This window comes from Cognatishimia activa (assembly GCF_001458335.1).
GTDB classification, from domain to species: domain Bacteria; phylum Pseudomonadota; class Alphaproteobacteria; order Rhodobacterales; family Rhodobacteraceae; genus Cognatishimia; species Cognatishimia activa.
Genome location: NZ_CYTO01000024.1, coordinates 476,590 through 497,074 on the forward strand (window position 1 = coordinate 476,590; position 20,485 = coordinate 497,074).

The 20,485-nt window shown below is 54.0% G+C and carries 21 protein-coding genes and 1 tRNA gene; 11 read left to right on the forward strand and 11 right to left on the reverse strand.

The features are described from left to right. Positions 1-106 precede the first annotated feature (106 nt). From TA5113_RS13395 to TA5113_RS13405, 3 genes are all read left to right on the forward strand, one after another. Entirely contained in the window at positions 107-886 is a 780-nt protein-coding gene (locus TA5113_RS13395) for an SDR family oxidoreductase (protein WP_058314381.1), read from the forward strand. A gap of 17 nt (positions 887-903) precedes the next feature. After that, positions 904-2,028, forward strand: coding sequence for a YhaZ family DNA alkylation repair protein (locus TA5113_RS13400; RefSeq protein ID WP_058314508.1), 1,125 nt, complete (start codon positions 904-906; stop codon positions 2,026-2,028). 116 nt (positions 2,029-2,144) lie between these two features. Beyond that, entirely contained in the window at positions 2,145-3,254 is a 1,110-nt protein-coding gene (locus TA5113_RS13405) for an ABC transporter ATP-binding protein (RefSeq protein WP_058314507.1), read from the forward strand. A gap of 6 nt (positions 3,255-3,260) precedes the next feature. Here TA5113_RS13405 and TA5113_RS13410 read toward each other — a convergent pair whose 3' ends face one another. The 3 genes from TA5113_RS13410 to TA5113_RS13420 are packed head-to-tail and all read right to left on the reverse strand — an operon-like array spanning position 3,261 to position 5,811. Continuing rightward, positions 3,261-3,764 carry a flavin reductase family protein gene (locus TA5113_RS13410; protein ID WP_058314380.1) on the reverse strand — a complete coding sequence of 168 codons (504 nt, stop codon included), beginning with the start codon at positions 3,762-3,764 and terminating at the stop codon, positions 3,261-3,263. After that, the gene (locus TA5113_RS13415) at positions 3,764-4,654 is read right to left on the reverse strand and encodes an aldo/keto reductase (RefSeq protein WP_058314379.1); all 891 of its coding nucleotides are present in this window, start codon (positions 4,652-4,654) and stop codon (positions 3,764-3,766) included. The genes TA5113_RS13410 and TA5113_RS13415 overlap by 1 nt, the downstream gene beginning before the upstream one ends. Beyond that, entirely contained in the window at positions 4,654-5,811 is a 1,158-nt protein-coding gene (locus TA5113_RS13420) for an LLM class flavin-dependent oxidoreductase (protein WP_058314506.1), read from the reverse strand. The genes TA5113_RS13415 and TA5113_RS13420 overlap by 1 nt, the downstream gene beginning before the upstream one ends. Positions 5,812-5,949: 138 nt before the next feature. Here TA5113_RS13420 and TA5113_RS13425 point away from each other — a divergent pair, with 138 nt between their 5' ends. After that, the gene (locus TA5113_RS13425) at positions 5,950-6,654 is read left to right on the forward strand and encodes a GntR family transcriptional regulator (RefSeq protein WP_058314378.1); all 705 of its coding nucleotides are present in this window, start codon (positions 5,950-5,952) and stop codon (positions 6,652-6,654) included. Here TA5113_RS13425 and TA5113_RS13430 read toward each other — a convergent pair whose 3' ends face one another. Next, a complete protein-coding gene (locus TA5113_RS13430; protein WP_058314377.1) occupies positions 6,655-7,884 on the reverse strand; it encodes an MFS transporter in 1,230 nt (409 codons plus the stop codon). It lies immediately after the preceding gene. Positions 7,885-8,032: 148 nt separating this feature from the next. Here TA5113_RS13430 and TA5113_RS13435 point away from each other — a divergent pair, with 148 nt between their 5' ends. Both TA5113_RS13435 and TA5113_RS13440 read left to right on the forward strand, forming a co-directional pair. Beyond that, on the forward strand, positions 8,033-8,662 hold the full coding sequence (locus TA5113_RS13435; RefSeq protein WP_058314376.1) for a DNA-3-methyladenine glycosylase family protein: 630 nt from the start codon (positions 8,033-8,035) through the stop codon (positions 8,660-8,662). Beyond that, the gene (locus TA5113_RS13440) at positions 8,659-9,324 is read left to right on the forward strand and encodes an alpha/beta hydrolase (RefSeq protein ID WP_058314375.1); all 666 of its coding nucleotides are present in this window, start codon (positions 8,659-8,661) and stop codon (positions 9,322-9,324) included. The genes TA5113_RS13435 and TA5113_RS13440 overlap by 4 nt, the downstream gene beginning before the upstream one ends. Before the next feature lie 104 nt (positions 9,325-9,428). Here the strand turns inward: TA5113_RS13440 and TA5113_RS13445 are convergent, their stop codons facing one another. Continuing rightward, a complete protein-coding gene (locus TA5113_RS13445) occupies positions 9,429-10,043 on the reverse strand; it encodes a pyridoxamine 5'-phosphate oxidase family protein (protein WP_058314374.1) in 615 nt (204 codons plus the stop codon). Positions 10,044-10,275: 232 nt separating this feature from the next. Here TA5113_RS13445 and TA5113_RS13450 point away from each other — a divergent pair, with 232 nt between their 5' ends. Further along, positions 10,276-10,524: a peptidase gene (locus TA5113_RS13450; RefSeq protein WP_181949471.1), complete on the forward strand. Its 249-nt coding sequence runs from the start codon at positions 10,276-10,278 to the stop codon at positions 10,522-10,524. Between the two features lie 186 nt (positions 10,525-10,710). Beyond that, positions 10,711-11,295: an HNH endonuclease gene (locus TA5113_RS13455; protein WP_058314504.1), complete on the forward strand. Its 585-nt coding sequence runs from the start codon at positions 10,711-10,713 to the stop codon at positions 11,293-11,295. A 40-nt stretch (positions 11,296-11,335) separates the two neighbouring features. Here the strand turns inward: TA5113_RS13455 and ocd are convergent, their stop codons facing one another. Both ocd and rocF read right to left on the reverse strand, forming a co-directional pair. After that, positions 11,336-12,388 carry an ornithine cyclodeaminase gene (gene ocd, locus TA5113_RS13460; RefSeq protein WP_058314373.1) on the reverse strand — a complete coding sequence of 351 codons (1,053 nt, stop codon included), beginning with the start codon at positions 12,386-12,388 and terminating at the stop codon, positions 11,336-11,338. Further along, positions 12,385-13,311, reverse strand: a complete 927-nt coding sequence (rocF, locus tag TA5113_RS13465) for an arginase (protein WP_058314372.1) — start codon at positions 13,309-13,311, stop codon at positions 12,385-12,387. The genes ocd and rocF overlap by 4 nt, the downstream gene beginning before the upstream one ends. Positions 13,312-13,440: 129 nt before the next feature. Here rocF and TA5113_RS13470 point away from each other — a divergent pair, with 129 nt between their 5' ends. Further along, a complete protein-coding gene (locus tag TA5113_RS13470) occupies positions 13,441-13,866 on the forward strand; it encodes an Lrp/AsnC family transcriptional regulator (protein ID WP_058314503.1) in 426 nt (141 codons plus the stop codon). On the opposite strand, the gene TA5113_RS13475 is transcribed toward TA5113_RS13470, so the two are convergent. Together TA5113_RS13475 and TA5113_RS13480 are read right to left on the reverse strand one after the other, a co-directional pair. Then, positions 13,863-14,324, reverse strand: a complete 462-nt coding sequence (locus TA5113_RS13475; protein WP_058316774.1) for a disulfide bond formation protein B — start codon at positions 14,322-14,324, stop codon at positions 13,863-13,865. The genes TA5113_RS13470 and TA5113_RS13475 overlap by 4 nt on opposite strands. Further along, on the reverse strand, positions 14,324-14,902 hold the full coding sequence (locus TA5113_RS13480; protein WP_058314370.1) for a YqaA family protein: 579 nt from the start codon (positions 14,900-14,902) through the stop codon (positions 14,324-14,326). The genes TA5113_RS13475 and TA5113_RS13480 overlap by 1 nt, the downstream gene beginning before the upstream one ends. A 458-nt stretch (positions 14,903-15,360) precedes the next feature. On the opposite strand from TA5113_RS13480, the gene TA5113_RS13485 reads away from it, so the two are divergent. Next, positions 15,361-15,444: transfer RNA gene (locus tag TA5113_RS13485), tRNA-Leu, on the forward strand. A gap of 46 nt (positions 15,445-15,490) precedes the next feature. Here TA5113_RS13485 and TA5113_RS16865 read toward each other — a convergent pair. After that, positions 15,491-17,983 (reverse strand): Hint domain-containing protein, encoded by a 2,493-nt coding sequence (locus TA5113_RS16865; RefSeq protein ID WP_058314369.1) that lies wholly within the window; start codon positions 17,981-17,983, stop codon positions 15,491-15,493. Between the two features lie 265 nt (positions 17,984-18,248). Between TA5113_RS16865 and TA5113_RS13495 the strand changes: the two genes are divergently transcribed. Further along, on the forward strand, positions 18,249-19,031 hold the full coding sequence (locus TA5113_RS13495; RefSeq protein WP_058316775.1) for a Hint domain-containing protein: 783 nt from the start codon (positions 18,249-18,251) through the stop codon (positions 19,029-19,031). Positions 19,032-19,085: 54 nt separating this feature from the next. Here the strand turns inward: TA5113_RS13495 and TA5113_RS13500 are convergent, their stop codons facing one another. Next, positions 19,086-20,411, reverse strand: coding sequence for an HlyC/CorC family transporter (locus TA5113_RS13500; protein WP_058314367.1), 1,326 nt, complete (start codon positions 20,409-20,411; stop codon positions 19,086-19,088). Positions 20,412-20,485: the final 74 nt, after the last annotated feature.

The window sequence follows — 20,485 nt, forward strand, 5'->3', positions numbered from 1 at the left end:
TCCGTTCTGCTGACCAATTATGGCAACAAGAGGGATCGCCTTCGGCAATTTACTGGCTTTGCCGTGGAAATCCCGCGAAATTGAACTTGGGATAAGGAATACACAGATGGATCTGGGAATCGCGGGGAAAAAGGCGCTGGTTTGTGCAAGCTCAAAAGGTCTTGGGCTGGGGTGTGCAGAGGCGTTGGCCGAAGCAGGTGTTGACCTGGTGATGAACGCACGGGGCGCAGACGCGTTGGAAGCCGCCGCTGCGGATATTCGCGCGCGTTTCGGCGTCTCAATAGACACCGTGGTTGCTGATGTGACGACAGAACAGGGCCAAGCCGACGTGCTGGCCGCCTCCAAAGGCATTGATATCCTTGTCACAAATGCTGGCGGTCCACCTCCGGGCATGTGGACGGATTGGGACCGTGATGACTTCATCAAAGCCTTGGACGCCAACATGCTGACACCGATTGCGCTGATGAAAGAGCTGATCCCGGGCATGATGGAGAAGGGTTGGGGCCGGGTCGTGAATATCACCTCTGTGTCTGTCAAATCCCCGATCCCGGTGCTTGGTCTGTCTAACTCTGCGCGGGCTGGTCTGACAGGCTATGTCGCGGGCACCGCACGCCAAGTTGCGGGTCAGGGTGTGATCATCAATAACCTGCAGCCAGGGATCCACGCGACAGACCGCGCGGCCTCACTGGATAAAGGGGCAAGCGACGCGCAAGGCATTTCGGTTGAGGAAGCGCAACAGCAGCGGTTTGCCACCATTCCGGCGGGCCGTTACGGCACGCGCGAAGAGTTCGGCGCAACATGTGCGTTCCTCTGCTCTCAACATGCGGGCTTTATCGTGGGGCAAAACATCCTGCTCGACGGCGGCGCGACAAACACAACAATGTAATGGCAAGAGGTACGGGCGTGGCGCAGGGATTTTCGCTGGCTGATCAGCTGTTTAACGAAGAGACGGTCTCGCAAATTGCGAATGAACATGCAGCGGCGATCCCTGGGTTTGACGCGGAGGAATTCACCAAAGAGGTGATTGCGAAGTTTCCGGACCTGTCTTTGACCGAGCGTATGGAATGGATCGCAGATTGTCTGGAAAAACGTCTGTCAGATGACTTTCCCACCATGGCCGGTCAATTAGAAGCTGCCATGCCGCGCGAACTTGACCCATCCAAGACGGACGACGATTTCGGGCAGTTCACCCATGCACCACCAGGCTATCTGGCGGTGCGCCATGGGTTGGAAAACCATCGCGAGCGCGCGTTGGATCTGATCTATGAGAACACCAAGCGGTTCTCGATGGAGTGGCCGATCCGCCCATTCCTAAATCGCTGGCCTGACGAAACCTTGGCGCGGCTTAAGCTATGGGCGAGCGATGAAAACTACCATGTGCGCAGGCTAGTATCTGAGGGAACGCGCCCCAAGCTGCCGTGGGCGAAGAAGTTGGATATGGAGGTGACAACGCCGCTCCCATATCTTGATATACTTCACGCGGATTCAACGCGGTATGTGACAAGATCGGTCTCTAACCATCTGAATGACATCGCAAAAACCCATCCGGATTTGGTCGTTGAGACACTCATGAAATGGCGTGATCTAGGGGCGCAAGATAAGAAAGAGCTGGACTGGATGACCCGCCATGCGTTGCGCAGCTTGGTCAAGCAAGGCCACGTCGGTGCGATGGAACTGCTGGGCTTTAAAGCGGATGCACCAGTATCGCTGAAACGTCTCGATCTGGCAAAAGATCAGGTTGTCGGCGGTGAGGCACTGGAATTTGAGATGGAGCTTGAGGCAAGTTCTGAAAGCCCGGTTATCGTTGACTACGTGATCCATTTTCAAAAAGCCGGGGGCAAGGTTGCGCCAAAGGTATTCAAGCTGAAACAGGCCGTACTTAAGGCGGGTAAAGCGCAGGTTTTTGCTAAGAAACACGTGCTTAAAGCCAATGCCACCACGTTCAAGCTTTATCCCGGCGCGCATAAGGTGGTGGTGCAGGTCAACGGCAAAAGCCTTGGCGAAGCGGTTTTTGATCTGTCTTTATAACACTTTAAGCTCTATTCGCGACCTAGACTTGATGCGCGGCAGTTGCGCTGCTACATCCCTATAAAACCTGATGAAATTCGTCAGGGACTGAAGGGGCTAAGGTGGATCAGCAGCCAATGACATCTAAGGCGACATCAGAGGCAAAGTCGCAAACGCCACCGCGTTTAGAGGTGAAAAACCTATACCGCAGTTTCGGCGATCGGAACGTGGTTGACGGTGTGTCCTTGGCGATCGAGCCGGGAAAGGTTACGTGCCTTCTGGGTCCGTCTGGATGTGGTAAGTCGACGACGCTTCGTTTGATTGCCGGTGTCGATATGCAGGATACGGGCGAGATCTATGTAGACGGCAATCTGATCTGTGACACCGTCTTCCGCATCCCACCGGAACGCCGCCAGATTGGGCTTATGTTTCAAGACTTTGCGCTGTTTCCACACATGAGTGTTGCCGGCAATGTGGCCTTTGGTTTGGCCGGGTCGGCAGTAGAAAAACGTGCCCGCGTTGAGGAACTCTTGGCCAAAGTGGGCCTCAGCTGGGCCATCGATGCTGCGCCGCACGCCTTGTCGGGTGGGGAACAACAGCGTGTCGCTTTGGCCCGCGCTTTGGCGCCGCGCCCGCGCATCATGTTGATGGATGAGCCCTTCTCAGGCCTTGATAACCGGCTACGCGATGGCATTCGTGATGAAACGCTTGCCTTGCTTAAGGAAGAAGACACGGCCGTGCTTTTGGTAACCCACGAGCCGGAAGAAGCGCTTCGCATGGCCGATGAGATCGCATTGATGCGCAATGGTAAAATTGTGCAAGCTGGCGCGCCTTATAACATCTATAACGCCCCTGTGGACCGGGACGCGATGGCGTTTTTCAGCGACATCAACCTGATTAAGGGCACGAGCAACGGCGCGCTTTGCTCGACCGCTTTTGGTGACTTCCTGACGCCTGGCATGGCCGAGGGGACTGATGTTGAAATCGCAATACGTCCCCAACATGTTCACCTTGATTTCTATCGAAATGGTGCTGCGGTTTCACCGAGTGGCGCGTATGGCATGTCTGCAGTTGCCTCTGTGGAACGCGCGCGGTTCATGGGGACCGAAAGCCTTGTGGAATTGCGCGTGGAAGCGGACGGAACCGCGCTAAAAGCGACGGTTCCAAATGTGTTTCTTCCTGAGCAGGGTACAAAGTTCATGGTCTCGTTAAAGCGAAACCATTGTTTTGTTTTTGCAGGGAAATAACCGATATCAGGTCGGTGTGAATTTCGCGTTTTTCCCACCAAAGAAAGCCAGCGGCTCTCCGTCACGCATTTCTGCGCGCAGCACTTCGCCCAAGATGATCATGTGGTCGCCAGCCTCGAATGTGTTGGCTTGTTTGCAATCAAAACGCGCCAACGCATTCTCAATCACGGGCACACCATCCGCATTTAGTGCGTGCGGGATATCTTTGAAGGCAAAGGCGTCCTTGGCAAAGCCCCAGCACAAGCTCTCTTGCTCTGCCGCCAAAACATGAATCGCGTAGTGCGTAGCTTTTTCAAAATACGGGAAACGGCGGGAGTCCTTGCTTGGGGACCAAAGCACCATCGGGGGTTCAAGTGAAACGGAGCTAAAGCTGTTTGCGGTGATGCCGACAGGCCCGTCTTCTGACATGGCGGTGACAACAGTTACGCCGGTTGCGAAACGCCCAAAAGCGTCACGCAACAGACGCGTGTTGTCTGCGTCAGGTTCAAAACTGGTTACGGGTGCATTCATCACGGAACTTCTTTCCCTAAAGCGGCTTCATAGAGCCGGTACCAGCTTTCGCGGTCAAGTTTAACCTTCAACGCATCAGAAATCTTAGAAATCCGTTCAAGGTTGTTTGTGCCCATCACCGGCAGGATCTTTGCCGGATGTTTCAGCAGGAAGGCAACAGCCACAGCCGCGCGATCCACGCCAAACTCTGCCGCGAATTCATCAAGCACCGCACCGACTTGGCCAGCATCATTCATTAGATTGCCGCCTCCAAGTGGAGACCAGGCCATCACTGCGTGGCCTTGGCGCTGGTGGAATGCCAGATCACCATTGGTGAAAGGCGAGATCTCTCCCATCGACATTTCAATCTGGTTGGTCACAAGCTGGGTTTTCATGCCAGATTGCAAAAGCTCCCAATCCCAAGGACGGAAGTTAGAAACACCGACATTGCGTACTTTGCCGGAGGCTACTAGATCATCCAGCGCTGCACCGGTTTCTTGATGGTCCATCAGTGGGTCCGGGCGGTGAATCAAAAGCAGATCGACGTGATCAATCGCCATCTCTGACAAAGAGATGTCCACGGACTTTTCAATATGTGCGCGAGACGTGTCGTAGTATTTGACCTTCGCGTCTGCGTAACGACCACAGGGCGCGACGATGTCACATTTCGTGACGATCTCCATCTGGTCACGCAGGGCAGGGTTGGCTTTCAAAGCACCACCCAGCACAGCCTCTGCGCCGTAATCCCCATAGATATCCGCCTGATCAAAGGTTGTGATGCCTTGTTCCAGACAAGCCTGGATCTTTGCTTCCACATGGGCTGGCGACGTGTCGGTGTCATCCCCAAGGCGCCACATGCCATAAACGATGCGGCTCATCTCTAGTGTTGGGGAGAGTGTGATGCGATCCATTAGCGGCGAACTCCGTTGCCAAGGGGTGTTGCAGGTGTTGATGCTGGCACACGCCCATATTCATGGGGCAGCGAGCAGGTTTTGAGGTTCGGCAAGACGCGCGCGCCGAAATGTTTGGCCTCTTCGATATGCGGATAGCCCGAGAAAATAAAGGCGCGAATGCCCATCTTTTGGTATTCTTCGATCTTAGACATAACCTGATCGGTCGAGCCGACAAGAGCTGCGCCACAGCCAGAGCGCGCTCGGCCAACGCCGGTCCACAGGTTCTGTTCAATATAGCCGAACTTATCTGCCAATTCGCGGTTCTTGGCTTGGTGGCTGACGCCCAATGACGTGCTGTCCAGCGCCCGCTCGCGGATCATGCGGCCGTATTCGTCATCCAGTTTGGACACGATGTGATCGGCGTATTCACGCGCTTCAGCCTCTGTGTCGCGCACAATCATGTGCACGCGCAGACCATAGTCTAATGTGCGGTCATAGCGTTCCGCCACCGCGTTCACGGCTTTCATCCGGCCCGCAAGCTCGTCCATCTTCTCAGGCCACATCAGGTAGACGTCACAATGCTGGCCACAAAGTTCCAGTGCATCTGGTGAATAGCCACCGAAATAAAGCAGGGGGCCACCGTTTTGCTGATAGGGGCGCACAGGGTCTGTGGTCAGACCTTGGAAGTTATAAACTTCGCCCTCAAAGTTAATCTCATCCTGTGTCCACGCTTGCTTTAAGATCTCCACCACCTCACGAGAGCGTTTATAGCGGTAGCTGCTCTCTTCTTTTTGGCCAGGGAAGTCAGAGCTGATGATGTTGATCGTCAAGCGCCCCTGCAACATGTGATCCAGCGTCGCCACAGTACGCGCCAGCATGATTGGCTGCATCTCACCACAGCGCACTGCGGCAAGAAGGTTGATCTTGTCAGTAATGGGAGCACAACCCGCCACGAAGGACAGGGTGTCTTGGCCCACCTGATAAGATGAAGGACACAGAATATTGCGGAAGCCTTGCTCTTCGGCTGTCTTCACGATGTCGCTGCAATGCTCCCAAGAGCTGCGCAGATCGCCATCGGGCACGCCGAGAAACTGGTAATCATCTGAACATAAAGCCGAAAACCAAGATACCTCTGCGGCATCAAGATCTGGGGATGTAATGGGCACGACCGTCATGAGGAGTCCTTTGCGTGGTCTTTTTGTTTGGGCTTGCCATTTTGTTGCATCCATTTAAACATCGACTGAGTGGTGCATCAATGGTGTATCAATTTTGCTTTATGACGCCATTTGCGTCGCTGAAATCGAGGGCCAAAGATGTCTAATCAGAACCGCAACGCCTTGCCGATTTACATCCAGATTGCAGAGCTGATCATTCGCGATGTGGATGCCGGGCGTCTGAATGACGGAGACCGTTTGCCGCCAGAGCGCGAGATGGCTAAGGAGTTCAACACCTCTGTTGGAACGCTTCGCAAAGCGCTGGATGAGCTTACAAATAAAGGGCTTTTGCAGCGTATTCAGGGGTCAGGAAATTACATCAAAACCGGCCAGGTGCGCGACTCTGTCTATGGCATGTTTCGACTGGAGCTGCCGGAAGGGGGCGGTTTGCCACGGGCGGATGTCTTGTCGGTCCAGACCTTGGATAAGCCTTCAACGCTGCCGAGATTTGGATATAGCGGTCGGGGCACCCGTATCCGGCGCATGCGCTATTTGAATGATACAATCATCGCGGTCGAAGAAATCTGGCTCGATGAATCCGTCGGACGAGTCACAAAAGACGCCCTGTCTGATTCCTTGTATCGCCATTATCAAAAGCAGCTCGGGTTCTGGATTACCCGCGCAGAAGACCGCGTCTCGTTAGGCGAAGTCCCAACTTGGGCACCAGAGAGTTTCACCAAAACACCCGGAGAACCGGTCGGCTATATTGAGCGCTTCAGCTGGGCTGATCAGGATCAACCCATTGAATTTTCGATGACGTGGTTTGACAGCGACCGCGCACGCTATGTGCAGCGATTGAAGTGATTAATGTGTGAGCTTCTCACTTGGCCGCAACGCCAACCAAATAAGCGCACCACCTGCAAGGGTTAAGAACGGTGCCATGGCTAGGTTCACTGCGGTCCAACCTTGCGCAGCGTCCCCGCCAGAGCAGTTCATCAAGCCGCCAGAGGCCAATGAGGCGACAGTGACACCACCGAAAACAATCAGGTCGTTCATGCCCTGAACTTTCCCGCGCTCATGGGGCTCATGGGACATGGTCAGCATGGTCGTCGCGCCGATGAACCCAAAGTTCCAGCCGACACCCAGCAAGATCAAAGCGATAAAGAAGTTCTCAAGCTCAACACCGTGCAGTGCCACAGCACCGGCAGCCGCGAGGATCAAGATGCCGGCGGCAACAATCTTTTCAACTCCGAAGCGCTGGATCAAATGGCCAGTGAAGAATGACGGAGCAAACATTGCAAAGACGTGGGCGCTGACGATGTCAGCGGCACTGTTCTGGGTATATCCGCACCCCACAACCGCCAAGGGTGTGGATGTCATCATCAGGTTCATCAGCGCATAAGAAACGGTAGCGCAGATCACTGCCACAGCAATCCGTGGGGTGGTCAGCAGCTCCCAACGCGAGCGAGACGGTTTGGAGCTTTCATCTGCCTTCTCAGGCAGTGGGATGTCCAAGAAAACGAACAAGACCATGCCAATCAGGTTCAATGCGATAACAGCGCCATAGGTGCCCATGAATGGGATCACCATGGCGTCTGCGGTCACTTTCACCAGCTGCGGACCAAAGATTGCAGCGGCAAGACCACCGGCCATCACGTAGGAAATCGCTTTCGGGCGGAACTCATCCGAGGCGCTGTCTGCCGCTGCAAAGCGGAAGAAGCCGTGTGAACTCATATAGATGCCGGTGAACAGGCTGCCCAAAAGGAACAATGGGAAGCTGCTTGTATAAAGCCCATAGGCCCCAATCGCCGCGCCCGTCATGCCGCCGATTGCGCCGACAAAGAACCCGGCACGTCGGCCGTGGCTTTGCATGAAGTTCGACATCGGTGTCGCGCTGAGCATGGAGCCAAGGACGATCAAAGAAATCGGCAAAGTCGCAAAACAAGCGTTAGACGCAAGCGACTGCCCGGCGAGGCCCGCGATGGTGAACAACATTGGCATCTGCGCGCCAATCAGCGCTTGGGCCAGAACCAAAATAAAAACCGTGCGCTTCGCGCGGCGGTCATCCACCATATCATCAATCACTTGGGTCATAGGCAAATGGCTAGACCTGTTTTGAGACTTTGGGAAGGGGTGCTGACCAATAAAGTGAACTCTGCTGTTCACATTTCCTTTTGAGCAGGAAACGGATTTGACAGTGAGACGTATTTCGGCGCTCATGCGCAACAAAGAGTAGGGCGCAATGGTCGGTCGGATTATCAAAACAGAAGCCTGCGTGGCAGAAGGTGCGGCTTGGCTGGCTGAACAAGACCCAAGGTTCCGCCAAGCTTTGGAAATCACCGGCCCATTGCCAACGCGCTTGCGCAAAGATGGTTTTGATCAGCTTTTAAGCGCCATTGTCTCTCAGCAAGTCAGCGTCGCTGCCGCCCGCGCCATTTGGAAGCGCATGAGGGACGCCAAACTGACCGGTCCGCGCAAGGTCATGTGGGCGACAGAGGATGATCTACGCGCTGTTGGCCTCAGTCGCCAAAAGGTGCGCTACGCGAAAGCGCTTGCTGAAGCGCGTATTGATTTCAAAGCCTTACGGGACACTCCTAATGAAGAGATAGTCAAGACCCTGACCGAAGTGAGCGGCATTGGCGTTTGGACCGCAGAGATCTACGCCATGTTTTCACTGGGTCGCGCTGACGTCTTTGCCCCCGGCGATCTCGCCCTTCAAGAAAGCGCTCGGATCTTGTTTCAACTCAACAAACGCCCCACGGAGAAAGAGCTCCGCCTCATGGCTGAGGCCTGGTCTCCGTGGAGATCAGTTGCAGCGCGGCTCTTGTGGGCCTACTACCATGTAGAAAAGCAGAGGGAAGGCATCACATGACTCGGGTATTGAACACATTGCGCAAAGAACCGTTGTCTGGGGATACCCGGTCCGTTGTGGTGTTTCTGCATGGCTATGGGGCTAATGGGCAGGACTTGATTGGTCTGGCCGATCCACTGGCCGAGCATTTGCCGGACACATTGTTCCTGGCCCCTGACGCTCCGGAAACCATTCCCGGCATGCCTATGGGGCTGCAATGGTTCCCGATCCCTTGGATTGATGGTTCTTCCGAGGAAGAAAGTGAGCGCGGCATGATGGCGGCGGTCAAAGACTTGAACGCTTTCCTCGATGCGATGATGGTGGATGAGGATGTGTTGCCCGAGCAGGTGGTTCTGTTTGGCTTCTCTCAAGGCACGATGATGGCGCTGCACGTGGCCCCACGCCGCGAAGATCCAGTGGCAGGGGTGGTCGCCTTCTCAGGCCGTTTGCTGCGCCCGGAATTGTTGGAAGACGAAACCGTCAGCCGCCCGGCGGTCTTGCTGGTGCATGGCGATCAGGACGATGTGGTGCCCCCGCAATCCTTGCCGCAAGCGGCAGAAGCGCTGCAGCAGGCGGGTTTCAAAGATGTGTTCGCGCATATTATGAAAGGCACCGCCCACGGGATTGCGCCGGACGGGTTGAGCGTTTCATTGGCGTTTATGCGGGACAAGTTGGGGCTTTAAGCCAGTCCAAGCAGGTCCCTGTCGGATGGAACCCTTTCGGGTGGAACCCTGCGCATACCTGAACACAGCTTTCTTGTCGCTTCGCTGATCCGGGATCTCGAAACTTACCACATGGTGGTGCGATAGGCTTCGTCAAGGACGTCGTCAAACTCAGCCGCCGTTTCGGATAATTTGGCTTGATCCTTTAAGATTTGACCCAGAGTCGGCATATCGGAACGCGGAGCCCATGTCTCAGGCGACCAGAGCTTTGAGCGCATAAATGCTTTGGCGCAATGCATATAGACTTCTCGTACTTTCACGATGAGCACCGCAGAGGCCGGGCGATTGTTGACATGCATCGATCTGCACATATCGGCGTCAACGGTTAAACGTGCTTCGCCATTGATACGCAGGGTTTCATTCATTCCGGGGATCAAAAAAATTAGTCCGACATTCGGATTCTCGATCACATTCTCCCAAGTATCGAGCCGGTTATTACCTGGTCGATCTGGTATCGCGAGTGTGACGTCATCCAGGACCTGAACGAAACCTGGCAGATCACCTTTTGGGGATACATCTCCGTTCCCAGCGGAGTTCTGCGAGCCGATGAAAACAAACGGAGATTTTTCGATAAACTGACGAGAATGGGCATCAATGAACCGAAGCTCTTTTCGAATGGCTACATCATGCTTCGCTTGAAATGAATCTCGAAGCTCCTCAAGGGACTCGATGTATTTCATCTTTTTCTCCTTTGGCGGTGCTAATTTTGGCCGCCGCCCTTTTCAAATATTGGTTTTTTGTTATCGCAAACATTTATGGACGTTTTATCGAAACCGTCAATTGGCTGGTACGGCTTGTTACAAGGTTGACGTAGCCAATTTCTTTAAAATATTGCGCCGCCACATGCATTTTGCTAACCATTTCCGTAGCAGAACGCCGGGTTCACGGCGCTGTTTACCCGAGAGTTAAAGAATGAATCTTCTGAAGTTCGCTGTGTTTGAGCAGCAGCTGAAGTGGCTGGCGCTGGCATTGGGCCTCGCGAGCACTGTTTCAATCGTGCAAGGTTGGCAATTGGCGGCGATGCTGTTCAGCCTGCCATTCTGTCTTATCTGGATCTACTGCGCCTGGCTGCGCACGGAACCCCAGCTGAAATATATCAACGTCATCTTTGCCATTTTATACATCTACGGCATCGCGCGGTATTTCATCATTCAAGCATAGCTCAGCAATTAAGCCATTCGCTTAACTGTCACGCGATCGTTACGGAATCGCCCTAGCTCTTATGCCAATACATATATCGTGGGGGTTGTCATGGCTTCACCGCGATATATAGTAAAGACAGAGCTGGGCGGGACGTCCCGCCCGAATGCTGGAAAATCAGGCAGTTGGGCGGAGGTTGAGTCCCAAATGGATGGCGATTTCAGGACAGAGTTTGTACATCAACCCGGTGGGTTGAAACATCATCCTGCATTGGTGTTGAACGCGGATTATCGGCCGCTTTCCTATTACCCGCTATCGCTCTGGCCCTGGCAAGATGCCGTGAAAGCCGTTTACATGGATCGTGTGGATATCGTCGCTGAATACGACACCTATGTGCACAGTCCGAGTACCGAGATACGGATACCGTCTGTTGTTGTCCTTAGAGATTACGTCAAACCAGTAAAGCGCGTGGCCTTCACGCGCTTTAATCTTTTTTTGAGGGACGAGTTTAAGTGCCAGTATTGCGGCTCTAAGGGCGATCTGACCTTTGACCATGTGGTGCCCCGCGCAGCTGGTGGTGTTACCAGCTGGGAGAATGTGGTGGCCGCGTGTAGTCGGTGCAATCTGAAGAAGGGCTCCAAGAGCCTGCGTCAGGCCAATATGTCTTTGATGAAACCACCTCGGCAGCCCGCCGCAGAAGAATTGCGGAATTTGGGGCGGAAGTTCCCGCCGAACTACCTGCATGATAGCTGGGTTGATTTCCTCTACTGGGATGCGGAGCTCGACGCGTAACAAAAAAGGCTGAGCCCGACCGCGGGTGGGAAAAATTGATCTAAGCTGGTGTTTTCGACCGCTGCAACATCCCAAACAAATCCCGTGGATCATCCGGATCTGCAAGCATGTCCAGCATCTCTGCAAACCCCAGTGCTTTCACCTGATCGCGCACGTAGCGCAGCGCCGAGAAGTCCTCGATTGCAAAGCCAACGCCGTCAAACAGAGTGATCTGTCGATCATCCAATCGGCCGGGTTTTTTGCCCAAGATCACTTCCCACATTTCGGTTACCGGGAAATCAACAGCCATCTGCTGAATTTCTCCTTCCACGCGGGTCTGTTCCGGGAATTCCACAAACACATCGGCCCGTTCCAAGATCCCAGCGGCAAGTTCGGTTTTTCCAGGACAGTCACCGCCTATCGCATTGATATGCACCCCAGCGCCAACCATGTTGTCTGATAAGATCACCGCGTTCTTCTTGTCAGCCGTACAGGTGGTGATGATCTGCGCGCCTTCGATGGCCTCTTCAGGTGAGCTGCATTTGACAACAGAAACACCAAGACCGGCCAAATTCGCTGCGCATTTCTCTGTCGCTGCGGCATCAACATCGTAGAGGCGCACGGTTTCAACACCAACAATCGCCTTCATGGCCAAGGTCTGAAATTCCGACTGCGCCCCATTGCCAATCATCGCCATGGTTGTTGCGCTTTTCGGTGCCAGATGTTTAGCCACCATGGCAGAAGTTGCTGCTGTGCGCAGGGCGGTCAGTAAAGTCATTTCCGTCAACAAAACGGGATAGCCTGTGTAAACATCGGCCAATAGCCCGAAGGCCGTGACCGTCTGTAGACCCTCAGAAGTGTTCTTTGGGTGACCGTTCACATATTTGAACCCGTAGGCTTCGCCGTCTGAGGTGGGCATCAGCTCGATCACCCCCACATCGGAATGGCTCGCCACCCGGGGTGATTTGTCAAACAGCTCCCAACGCTTGAAGTCTTCTTCAATGTAGCCCGCGAGTTCCACAAGCATTGCTTCGATGCCGATGTGATGCACAAGGCGCATCATGTTGTCGACGCTCACGAATGGGACAAGAGCTTTGTCAGAAGGGGTGTTCATAGGTGGCTCCGTGTTGGACGATCAAATATTTTGCGCCCCAATGACGAGGCCGCGAGGTCTACCATCAGGGTCGCAGTGCGGCCGCGCTCGTCTAGGAATGGGTTCAGTTCCACGAGGTCGAGCGAGGTCATAAGCCCGCTATCATGCAGCATCTCCATCACCAGATGCGCTTCGCGAACGGTCGCACCGCCGGGGACGGTGGTTCCCACCGCTGGGGCGACGCTTGGATCTAGAAAGTCCACGTCCAGGGAAACATGCAGCATCCCGTTCGCTGCTGCGACGCGGTCGAGGAATGCAGCGAGCGGCTTGGCGATACCGCTTTCATCGATCTCTCGCATGTCGTGGCGGCGGATTTCACTTTGCTGCAAAGCGTCTCGCTCCGCCGAATCCACAGATCGCAAACCGATCATACAGACGTTTTCATCTGGAACCGGAGAGCCGAATTTTGGGAATCCCTCAAACCCATCACGTCCAGTGAAATAAGCGACCGGGGTTCCATGTAAGTTCCCGGTGGCGGTGGAGATGGGTGTGTGGAAATCACTATGGGCATCTAGCCAAAGCACAAATTGGGGTCGATTTTGTGCGTCAGCTGCGCGTTTGACGCCAGTCACTGTGCCAGCCGCCATGCTGTGGTCTCCACCAAGGAAAATTGGCAATCCCTGACCAATGGCGGTTTCAGCCACATCAGCCAACGCTTGGGTCCATGCGATGGTTTCCGACCAGTGAAGCAGTTTCGGGTCCGGGGCAGTCTCGCCGCGATCTTCAAAGGTAACGTTTCCAGTGTCGATAACCTGGTGTCCCAACTCTTCAAGGCTCGTCGCAAGCCCGGCCGTGCGGTAGGCATCTGGCCCCATCAAACAGCCCGGCTGCCTTTGACCTGTATCCACTGGTGCGCCCACCAAAATGCAGGTGTGTTTTGTCATTCTTGATCCCTAGATTTTGAAAGAGGAAATCCGATGACTTGAGTTTCCTTCCAAAGTGAGAAATATATAAGCGTTCAAATTGCGCTTTTCGGAGTGTGATTTGCCATAGTGAAGCTGGAAGTGATCAAAATGGACAAAGTCGACCAAAGCTTGATTTCAGCGCTGCGTCATGATGCGCGCGCGTCGCTCTCCGATCTCTCGCACCGTCTTGGTGTGTCACGCACAACCGTGCGCGGGAGGCTGGACCGGCTCCGTCAAAATGGTGACATTGTGGGCTTCACGGTTGTGCTTAAGGAAGATGTGCAGACGGATGCGATCCGTGGCCTGATGATGATAGGAATTGAGGGGCGCGGGACGGATCGGATCACACGTCAGTTGCGCGGGTTGCCAGCGGTCCGTGCGGTACATTCGACCAACGGCCGTTGGGATCTCATCTTAGAGCTTGGAACGGGAACTCTGGCCGAGCTCGATGCCGTGCTCGCCCAGATCCGACGCTTTGATGGGGTGTCGACCAGCGAGACGAACCTGTTGCTGGCCACTCACAAACAATCTTAATCTTTTTTGAGCGCAACCCAGAGCCAACCCGCGGCAAAGGCGAGGGAGGCGAGGGCGTTCAGATTGGCCATGGTCAGCCCGAACATCTCCCACGGGATTTCGTCGCAACGCACCAGCGGAGCGCTCATGATTTGGTTGAAGAGTTCGTCGCTGCTTAGGCCATCAATGGAAGTGGAGCTGCAAGAGCTCGGGCCGTCCCAAAGCTTGCGTTCCCCGCCAAAATAAAAAATCCCAATGCCAGCGGTGATCAACATTGCGAGGGCACCGAGCCATGCAAAGATCTTGGTCTTTAGCGCGAGAGCCAGACCGCCGATGACAATGGCCGCAAAATGCGGATAGCGCTGCCAGTAGCACATTTTACAGGGCGGGTAGCCGCCAATGTATTGGAATCCCCACGCAGCCAAAATCATGGTCGCAGATGCAAGGGTCAGCAGTAGTGTTGCTTGAGATTTTGTCATCACATGTACCGAACGGCCATGAAGCCGCCAAAGAGAACCACCAAGAAGAGGGTGAACATAAGACCCAAACGCTTCTCGATGAACGTGCGGATCGGTTCACCGAATTTCCAAAGCAACCCGGCGACAATGAAAAAGCGAAGCCCGCGTGCTAGGATGGATGTGGCGATGAAAGTTGCAACCGGCATGCCGGTCCAGCCGGACATGATCGTGATGACCTTGTATGGAAATGGCGTAATACCAGCACCCAACACTGCCCAGAATCCGAAATCGTTAAAGCGGGTGTTGAACTCAGCCATGGCATCCCCTTTGCCAAGGCTCTCAAGGATCGGCTGACCAAGCTGATCAAAGGCAAAGGCGCCGATGGCATATCCGGCGATACCACCAAGTACTGAGGAAAACATTGCGACGAGGGCAATGAGCCAAGCGCGGTGAGGGGCGGCGAGGATCATCGGGATCATCATAATGTCCGGCGGAATCGGGAAGATCGAGCTTTCGATAAAGCTGACAAATGCCAATGCCCAAAGCGCGCGCGGATGATCCGCAAGACTCATGGTCCAATCGTAAAGTTTCTTGATCATAGCCACCTCAATCAATTGATGTCTGCGTGCGGCAGTTGAGGGCTGAGTGCAAGTAAAATTTGGTTTATAGGCGCGATTGGTGTGGTTCGTATCGTTATATCGATAATTGCATTAAAAATACATTTAAATTAAATTAAAACAGTTATTTATCATGGTTTTATGATCTTATGATTTAGGTGTTTTCTTGGAGCTAAGGTTCTTAATATATTGATATATATGAATTTTGTAATCGCGCTGGATTGACTTCAATTTACGCACTTAAAGCATGCAGTAAGCACTTATAGAAAATTATAAATTTGAGTTGTCCACATCAAGCATGTGGGTTTCTGAACTTTCGTGTTTCGCTTTCGCCCTCATTGGCGAATTGGTCGCGATGCGAAAAATGTCATGCAATTTTTTGGAAAACGTCGTTTTGCCTCTGGACGCCCAAACGCAGCTTCGTTATCTGATCCGAACGTGCCCAAGTGGCGGAATGGTAGACGCAGGGGATTCAAAATCCCCCGCCGCGAGGCGTGCCGGTTCGAGTCCGGCCTTGGGTACCATAGAAAAGAGCGGCTCCAATTTTGGGCCGCTCTTTTTTTGTTTTTATTATCTGGTGATAAGCTTGGCTTCGTGCTTTTGCGCCACGCGGCGGGCAGTGCCGAACACATTCTTTCGATCACTTTCAAGCTCTGGGAAGAGCTCGAAGATTTCAATGCGTTGCGCGTCTTCGAGACCGTTCAGGGCTTGCTGACCCGGCTGAAAACTTTCTGACCATAGCTGATCGGAATAGACGATCTCATGGCGATCAAACATGAAATGGATATAGGTCAGTGCGTGCGCATTGTCGCGTGTGACACCGGGCATACCTAGAAGGTGCTTGGCGGCCACCAAAACTTCGCGCTCACCCAACAGCAATTCCACTTTGTGATCATTGACCAAGACCCGGTGGTTGGGGCTCACGATCATGTCTTGATCGGGAAGGTTCTCTCCGAGCGCATGTTTTTCGATTTTCACACCACGCAGGTGAGGGCGCTCTGCGAGGTCCTGAGCTGACATATCGCGTTTGCCGACCCAGCGGATTTCTTGCAGCCCATGATCGCGGGTGCAGACCAGATCGCCAACGGCCAAATCTTCTACCGGCGTAAAGCCCGCCTTGGTCGCAATCCGTGTACCAGGTGTGAAACAGGGCACGATGGTTTCGATGTCTTTGTAGGCAGCGGTACCGGTGACATTTCCGTCCGCATCCAGAAATTCAATGGTCCCAGAAGAGGTGTCGTCGGCATCAACGACGATATTGTGATTACCGACGCCGGACAAGTTTAGCGTATCGAGGCCGTCCTCTCCAAAAATTGTATCGCCAGCGGTGATGCCGATAAATGTGTCATTGTCAGCGCCACCGTACATTTCGTCGGCGCCGGTTCCACCGATCAGCGTGTCATCTCCGAGGTCGCCAAACATCACGTCGTCGCCGCTGCCGCCGTCGACCAAATCATTGCCGGCGCCCGCATGAACCGTATCGTTGCCCCCAAGGGCTAGGATATGGTCATCGTCCCCGCTTGCGCCGGCCAGTGCAGCGTCGCCACCATCGATGAAATCTCCATCGTCGTCTAAGTAGCCCACTGCCATTGTTTCAGAGGTATCGGTGCCCGTGACATAACCATCGGGTGCCTCAGGTATGCCCATAGCTTCAAGCGCCGCTGGGTCAGAGATGTCGGAAGCGCTGACACCTTCTAGGGTCAGGTTCTCGCCACCTGGGAAGGTGAGGACCGCATTGCCATCGCCATCTTCGGTGATCGTGACATCACGTGTCGTCACGCCACGCGCACCATAATCAAATGTCAGACCAGTCACATCCAAAAGGTCGCCCGCCGCATAAGTGCCGTCGCCATTATCGGTGGGCGCTTGAAAGCCAGAAACTCGGTCGGTGCCGGAGCCATCCGCCAGCACCAAAGTATCCTGACCTGCAGAAAGCTTGATGTTTTCAATGGCACCAAAGCTTGTCGTGTCTGTGCCATAGCTGAAGGTGCCTGACTTTGTGTCAGAGCCGCTTAAGTCAATCGTAAGGTCATCGGTGACGGCGCTCAGATCGAGCGTATCGCCATTGATCTCTTCTTGGTCTTCGCCTTCGATCGTGTCGTTGCCAAAGCCGTTCGTGACCACGAAAGTGTCGTCACCATAACCACCCCAAAGATAGTCATCGCCTTCGCCCGCGTGGATCGTGTCATTGCCAAAGCTGCCACGCAGCCAGTCATTGCCTTCGCCGCCATCAAGAACATCGTTGCCATAGTCGCCGTTCACACGGTCGTCGCCTTCGCCACCTTTGAACGTGTCGTTACCATGGCCAAGTTCTGCTTCGTCGTTGCCAATGCCACCGTCGACATTGTCATCGCCGTCGCCGCCAACGATCGTGTCATCCCCATCACCAGCGCTGATCACAACACCGTCGTCGTCCACGCGGTCACCGTCTGGGTCATCAAGGTAGGTCCCGTCGATCAAATCACCAGCTGCGGTTCCTTCGACAATTCCGTCGGGGGCGTTGGTCAGGGTGATGTCGGAAACGCCGATAAAGCCGGTGCGATCTGCATCCGCGCCAGGCTCAAAAATGATCTCAATTGAAGTGACAGGCCCTGGAATCGTCACGGTCACGGAATCTGCGCCATTTATATCAGCGCCTGAATCGGTGCCGAAATTATCATTGGCAATCGTGGTGGTGCTGTTGCCTTCAATGGTGTTTCCATCGACGTCGTGGGAAATTTCTAGATCAGAGAAAGAGACCGGATAGATATTGCCGTCTGCGTCCGTTGCCAGGATCGTCACTTGGTCGTCCCAGACCGGCCCAAAATTATCCACGTCGATCAACGTGAAAGACACGTCTTGTACTGGTGTCTCAAAAGCAATTTCCGTGGTCACGGGGTTGTCAATGTTGCGTACCCACAGTGCTTCAGTTTCGGGCACCCCAAGCGTGCGCACACTTGCAGCATCGCCATCCGCATTGGTGTCTGAGATGATTGAGACATTGACCGCCTCGGTACCGCTGCCCAGAGTAAAGTCGCCATTGGCGGACAGATCTGACCACACGAGTGTTTGTTCAACAGGCATTCTTAACTACTCTTCTCAAAGCGCGCCGCGACGGATCGCGGGCTCTCAAATTATTAATTTTTTGCTTAGTAGCGGTTGACTATGGAAGCATTGGGGCGGCTTTCGTACATGAATTTGCAGTCATTATGGCATCGCCCGGTCGTCGCTATATTCCTAAATTTAAACGAATTTTGCCCCAATCCGGCCTTGATCCGCCTTTACGACCTTCTTCACTACATCGATGCCTGCAGAAGCGGCCGAGCAAATTGCAGAACTAAGGCAAACCATGAAAGTACGTGTGGTAAACCGTCGTTTGACGGGCGCGGGGATGTTTCAGTCCCGGCAAGATAATATCTTCTCAAACATCTCGGACGTTGCAGCTCCTCAGGCCGCCACATCTCCGTTGCCAACCCCAAAATCCGCGGAAGTGCTGCATCCATCAGCATTTTTGGTACATCGTAAAGAGCGCGTGACGAAGCGATCTCCGGCGCAATTGCAAGGTATGTCTTGTGCTGGCGCGGACTCAATTGTCATTACACGGTCAGGAGCGAAAGCCGCGTCAGACATTCGTGTTGGTGACATGCTTCTGACGCGAGATAACGGATTTCAACCGGTCCTTTGGATGAAGCATGTTGCCGGCAGCGACGCCGCGCCGATGACCGTTGAGATCAAGATCGACGCGATAAGCGCCGGTATCCCTGGGTCGTGCCTGTTCGTCTCTGGTCGTCAGGCAATTCTGCTGACATGTACTGAAATCATGGAGCAGTTTGGGTCCGCAGAGATTTTGGTGCGGGCAGGGGACCTGCTGCATCTAAATGGTATCGCTGAAGCGACCGATGATTTTGAAGGCGTTGTTTTGATGACGCCACGCCATGAATTGATTAGCGTCAACGGTATGTGGGTTGAAAGCTTTGCCCCCGATAGCACCGCCCGAAAATGCCTTAGCGACAAAGAGCGTGAAGAGGTCTTGTGTCTGGTGCCGGGCCTGACAGACTTGCCGTTTGAACGCAGCTACCCATCCGCGCGCACAGTGTTGCGCAGCGAGTTTGCACGACAATTCACACGCTAAATCCGTCGACAATTCAAAAGAGAAACGCGCCGCTGAACGACGGCGCGTTTTGCGTTAGGAACGCTGACTGTTCAGCGTCTCAAGCGGGCGCATTTTCAGTCGCGTGATGCGGTTGTCTTCTCGCGCCACAATCTCAAACCGGAAGCCATGGAAAGCAAACACCTGACCCACCACAGGGATTGTTTGTGCTTCGTGGATTACAAGACCCGCGACTGTATTGGCCTCTTCATCGGGCAATTGCCAATCGCTTGCTCGATTCAGGTCGCGGATCGTCATGGCCCCATCAATCAGGAACTGACCGTCTTCGCTTTGACGGATCTGATGTTCGCCGTCTGGGTCGAATTCGTCGGTAATTTCACCAACGATCTCTTCCAAAATGTCTTCAAGCGTGATGAGACCGCGCAAGGCACCATATTCGTCGACCACCAAGGCAAAGTGGCTGCGGCGCTTAAGGAATTGACGCATCTGATCATCGAGCGAGGTCGTGTCCGGCACAAAATATGGCTTCTTTGCCACCGCATTCAGGTTGAATTTGCCAACACCTTTGGTCTCTGTGTCATCGCCAACAGAATGCATCTCCCGCAACAAGTCTTTGGCATGAATGACACCGACAATGTTCTCGGGATCGTCTTTATAGACGGGCAGGCGCGTGTGGTTGCTTTCCAGACACTGATTCAGAATGTCGTTCGGCGCATCGTCGGCATTGATCATCTCGATCCCAGAACGGTGCAGCATGATTTCTTCGACGGTTCTTTCCGCAAGATCAAGGGCACCTAAAATCCGGTCTCGGTCTTCTTTTTCTACGATGCCTTCAGAATGGCCCAATTGCAGCGCGCCGGCGATTTCTTCACGAACCGCAAGGATCTGGCTGTCAGGATCAATTTTCACACCAAACAAGCGCAGGACAATACGGACCAGAACACGCACCGCAGAAACGATGGGCGCGAACAACGTCACAACAACACTGATCACGCCTGCAACTCGGGATGCAGCGGTTTCTGGCGCCGTGATGGCGTAGGTTTTTGGGAGAACCTCAGCGAAGATCAGAACAAGCAACGTCATAACAAGAGTTGCAAGCGCAACGCCACTTTCGCCCAGTAGCCGCGTGAAGAGAGCGGTTGCGAGGGAGGTTGCGAGGATATTGACTAGGTTGTTGCCCAGAAGCACCGAGCCGATCAGCCGCTCGCTGTCCTCCGTGATATTCAGCGCCCGTTCAGCACCTTTATTGCCTTTGTCTGCTTGGCTGCGCAGCTTACCGCGACTTGCAGCGGTCAAGGCCGTCTCACTGCCAGAGAAGAAGGCAGACAGCATCAAAAGCACCGCAATCGAGCCTGCGGTGATCCAAAAAGCGGTGTCCAATGTTACGTCCATAGCGTCCATGCGCGAGAATTTCCTTTATCTCCTCGCGTTATGGGGCTCACACGCGCTGCATTCAAGGAAAAGCCCGCGAAATC

Bases quoted from the DNA above. Each gene is read 5' to 3' on its own strand.
- TA5113_RS13395 (WP_058314381.1), top strand. From the start codon at position 107: ATGGATCTGGGAATCGCGGGGAAAAAGGCGCTGGTTTGTGCAAGCTCA.
- TA5113_RS13405 (WP_058314507.1), top strand. From the start codon at position 2,145: ATGACATCTAAGGCGACATCAGAGGCAAAGTCGCAAACGCCACCGCGT.
- TA5113_RS13410 (WP_058314380.1), bottom strand. From the start codon at position 3,764: ATGAATGCACCCGTAACCAGTTTTGAACCTGACGCAGACAACACGCGT.
- TA5113_RS13415 (WP_058314379.1), bottom strand. From the start codon at position 4,654: ATGGATCGCATCACACTCTCCCCAACACTAGAGATGAGCCGCATCGTT.
- TA5113_RS13420 (WP_058314506.1), bottom strand. From the start codon at position 5,811: ATGACGGTCGTGCCCATTACATCCCCAGATCTTGATGCCGCAGAGGTA.
- TA5113_RS13425 (WP_058314378.1), top strand. From the start codon at position 5,950: ATGTCTAATCAGAACCGCAACGCCTTGCCGATTTACATCCAGATTGCA.
- TA5113_RS13430 (WP_058314377.1), bottom strand. From the start codon at position 7,884: ATGACCCAAGTGATTGATGATATGGTGGATGACCGCCGCGCGAAGCGC.
- TA5113_RS13435 (WP_058314376.1), top strand. From the start codon at position 8,033: ATGGTCGGTCGGATTATCAAAACAGAAGCCTGCGTGGCAGAAGGTGCG.
- TA5113_RS13440 (WP_058314375.1), top strand. From the start codon at position 8,659: ATGACTCGGGTATTGAACACATTGCGCAAAGAACCGTTGTCTGGGGAT.
- TA5113_RS13445 (WP_058314374.1), bottom strand. From the start codon at position 10,043: ATGAAATACATCGAGTCCCTTGAGGAGCTTCGAGATTCATTTCAAGCG.
- TA5113_RS13450 (WP_181949471.1), top strand. From the start codon at position 10,276: ATGAATCTTCTGAAGTTCGCTGTGTTTGAGCAGCAGCTGAAGTGGCTG.
- TA5113_RS13455 (WP_058314504.1), top strand. From the start codon at position 10,711: ATGGATGGCGATTTCAGGACAGAGTTTGTACATCAACCCGGTGGGTTG.
- ocd (WP_058314373.1), bottom strand. From the start codon at position 12,388: ATGAACACCCCTTCTGACAAAGCTCTTGTCCCATTCGTGAGCGTCGAC.
- rocF (WP_058314372.1), bottom strand. From the start codon at position 13,311: ATGACAAAACACACCTGCATTTTGGTGGGCGCACCAGTGGATACAGGT.
- TA5113_RS13470 (WP_058314503.1), top strand. From the start codon at position 13,441: ATGGACAAAGTCGACCAAAGCTTGATTTCAGCGCTGCGTCATGATGCG.
- TA5113_RS13475 (WP_058316774.1), bottom strand. From the start codon at position 14,324: ATGACAAAATCTCAAGCAACACTACTGCTGACCCTTGCATCTGCGACC.
- TA5113_RS13480 (WP_058314370.1), bottom strand. From the start codon at position 14,902: ATGATCAAGAAACTTTACGATTGGACCATGAGTCTTGCGGATCATCCG.
- TA5113_RS16865 (WP_058314369.1), bottom strand. From the start codon at position 17,983: ATGCCTGTTGAACAAACACTCGTGTGGTCAGATCTGTCCGCCAATGGC.
- TA5113_RS13495 (WP_058316775.1), top strand. From the start codon at position 18,249: ATGAAAGTACGTGTGGTAAACCGTCGTTTGACGGGCGCGGGGATGTTT.
- TA5113_RS13500 (WP_058314367.1), bottom strand. From the start codon at position 20,411: ATGGACGCTATGGACGTAACATTGGACACCGCTTTTTGGATCACCGCA.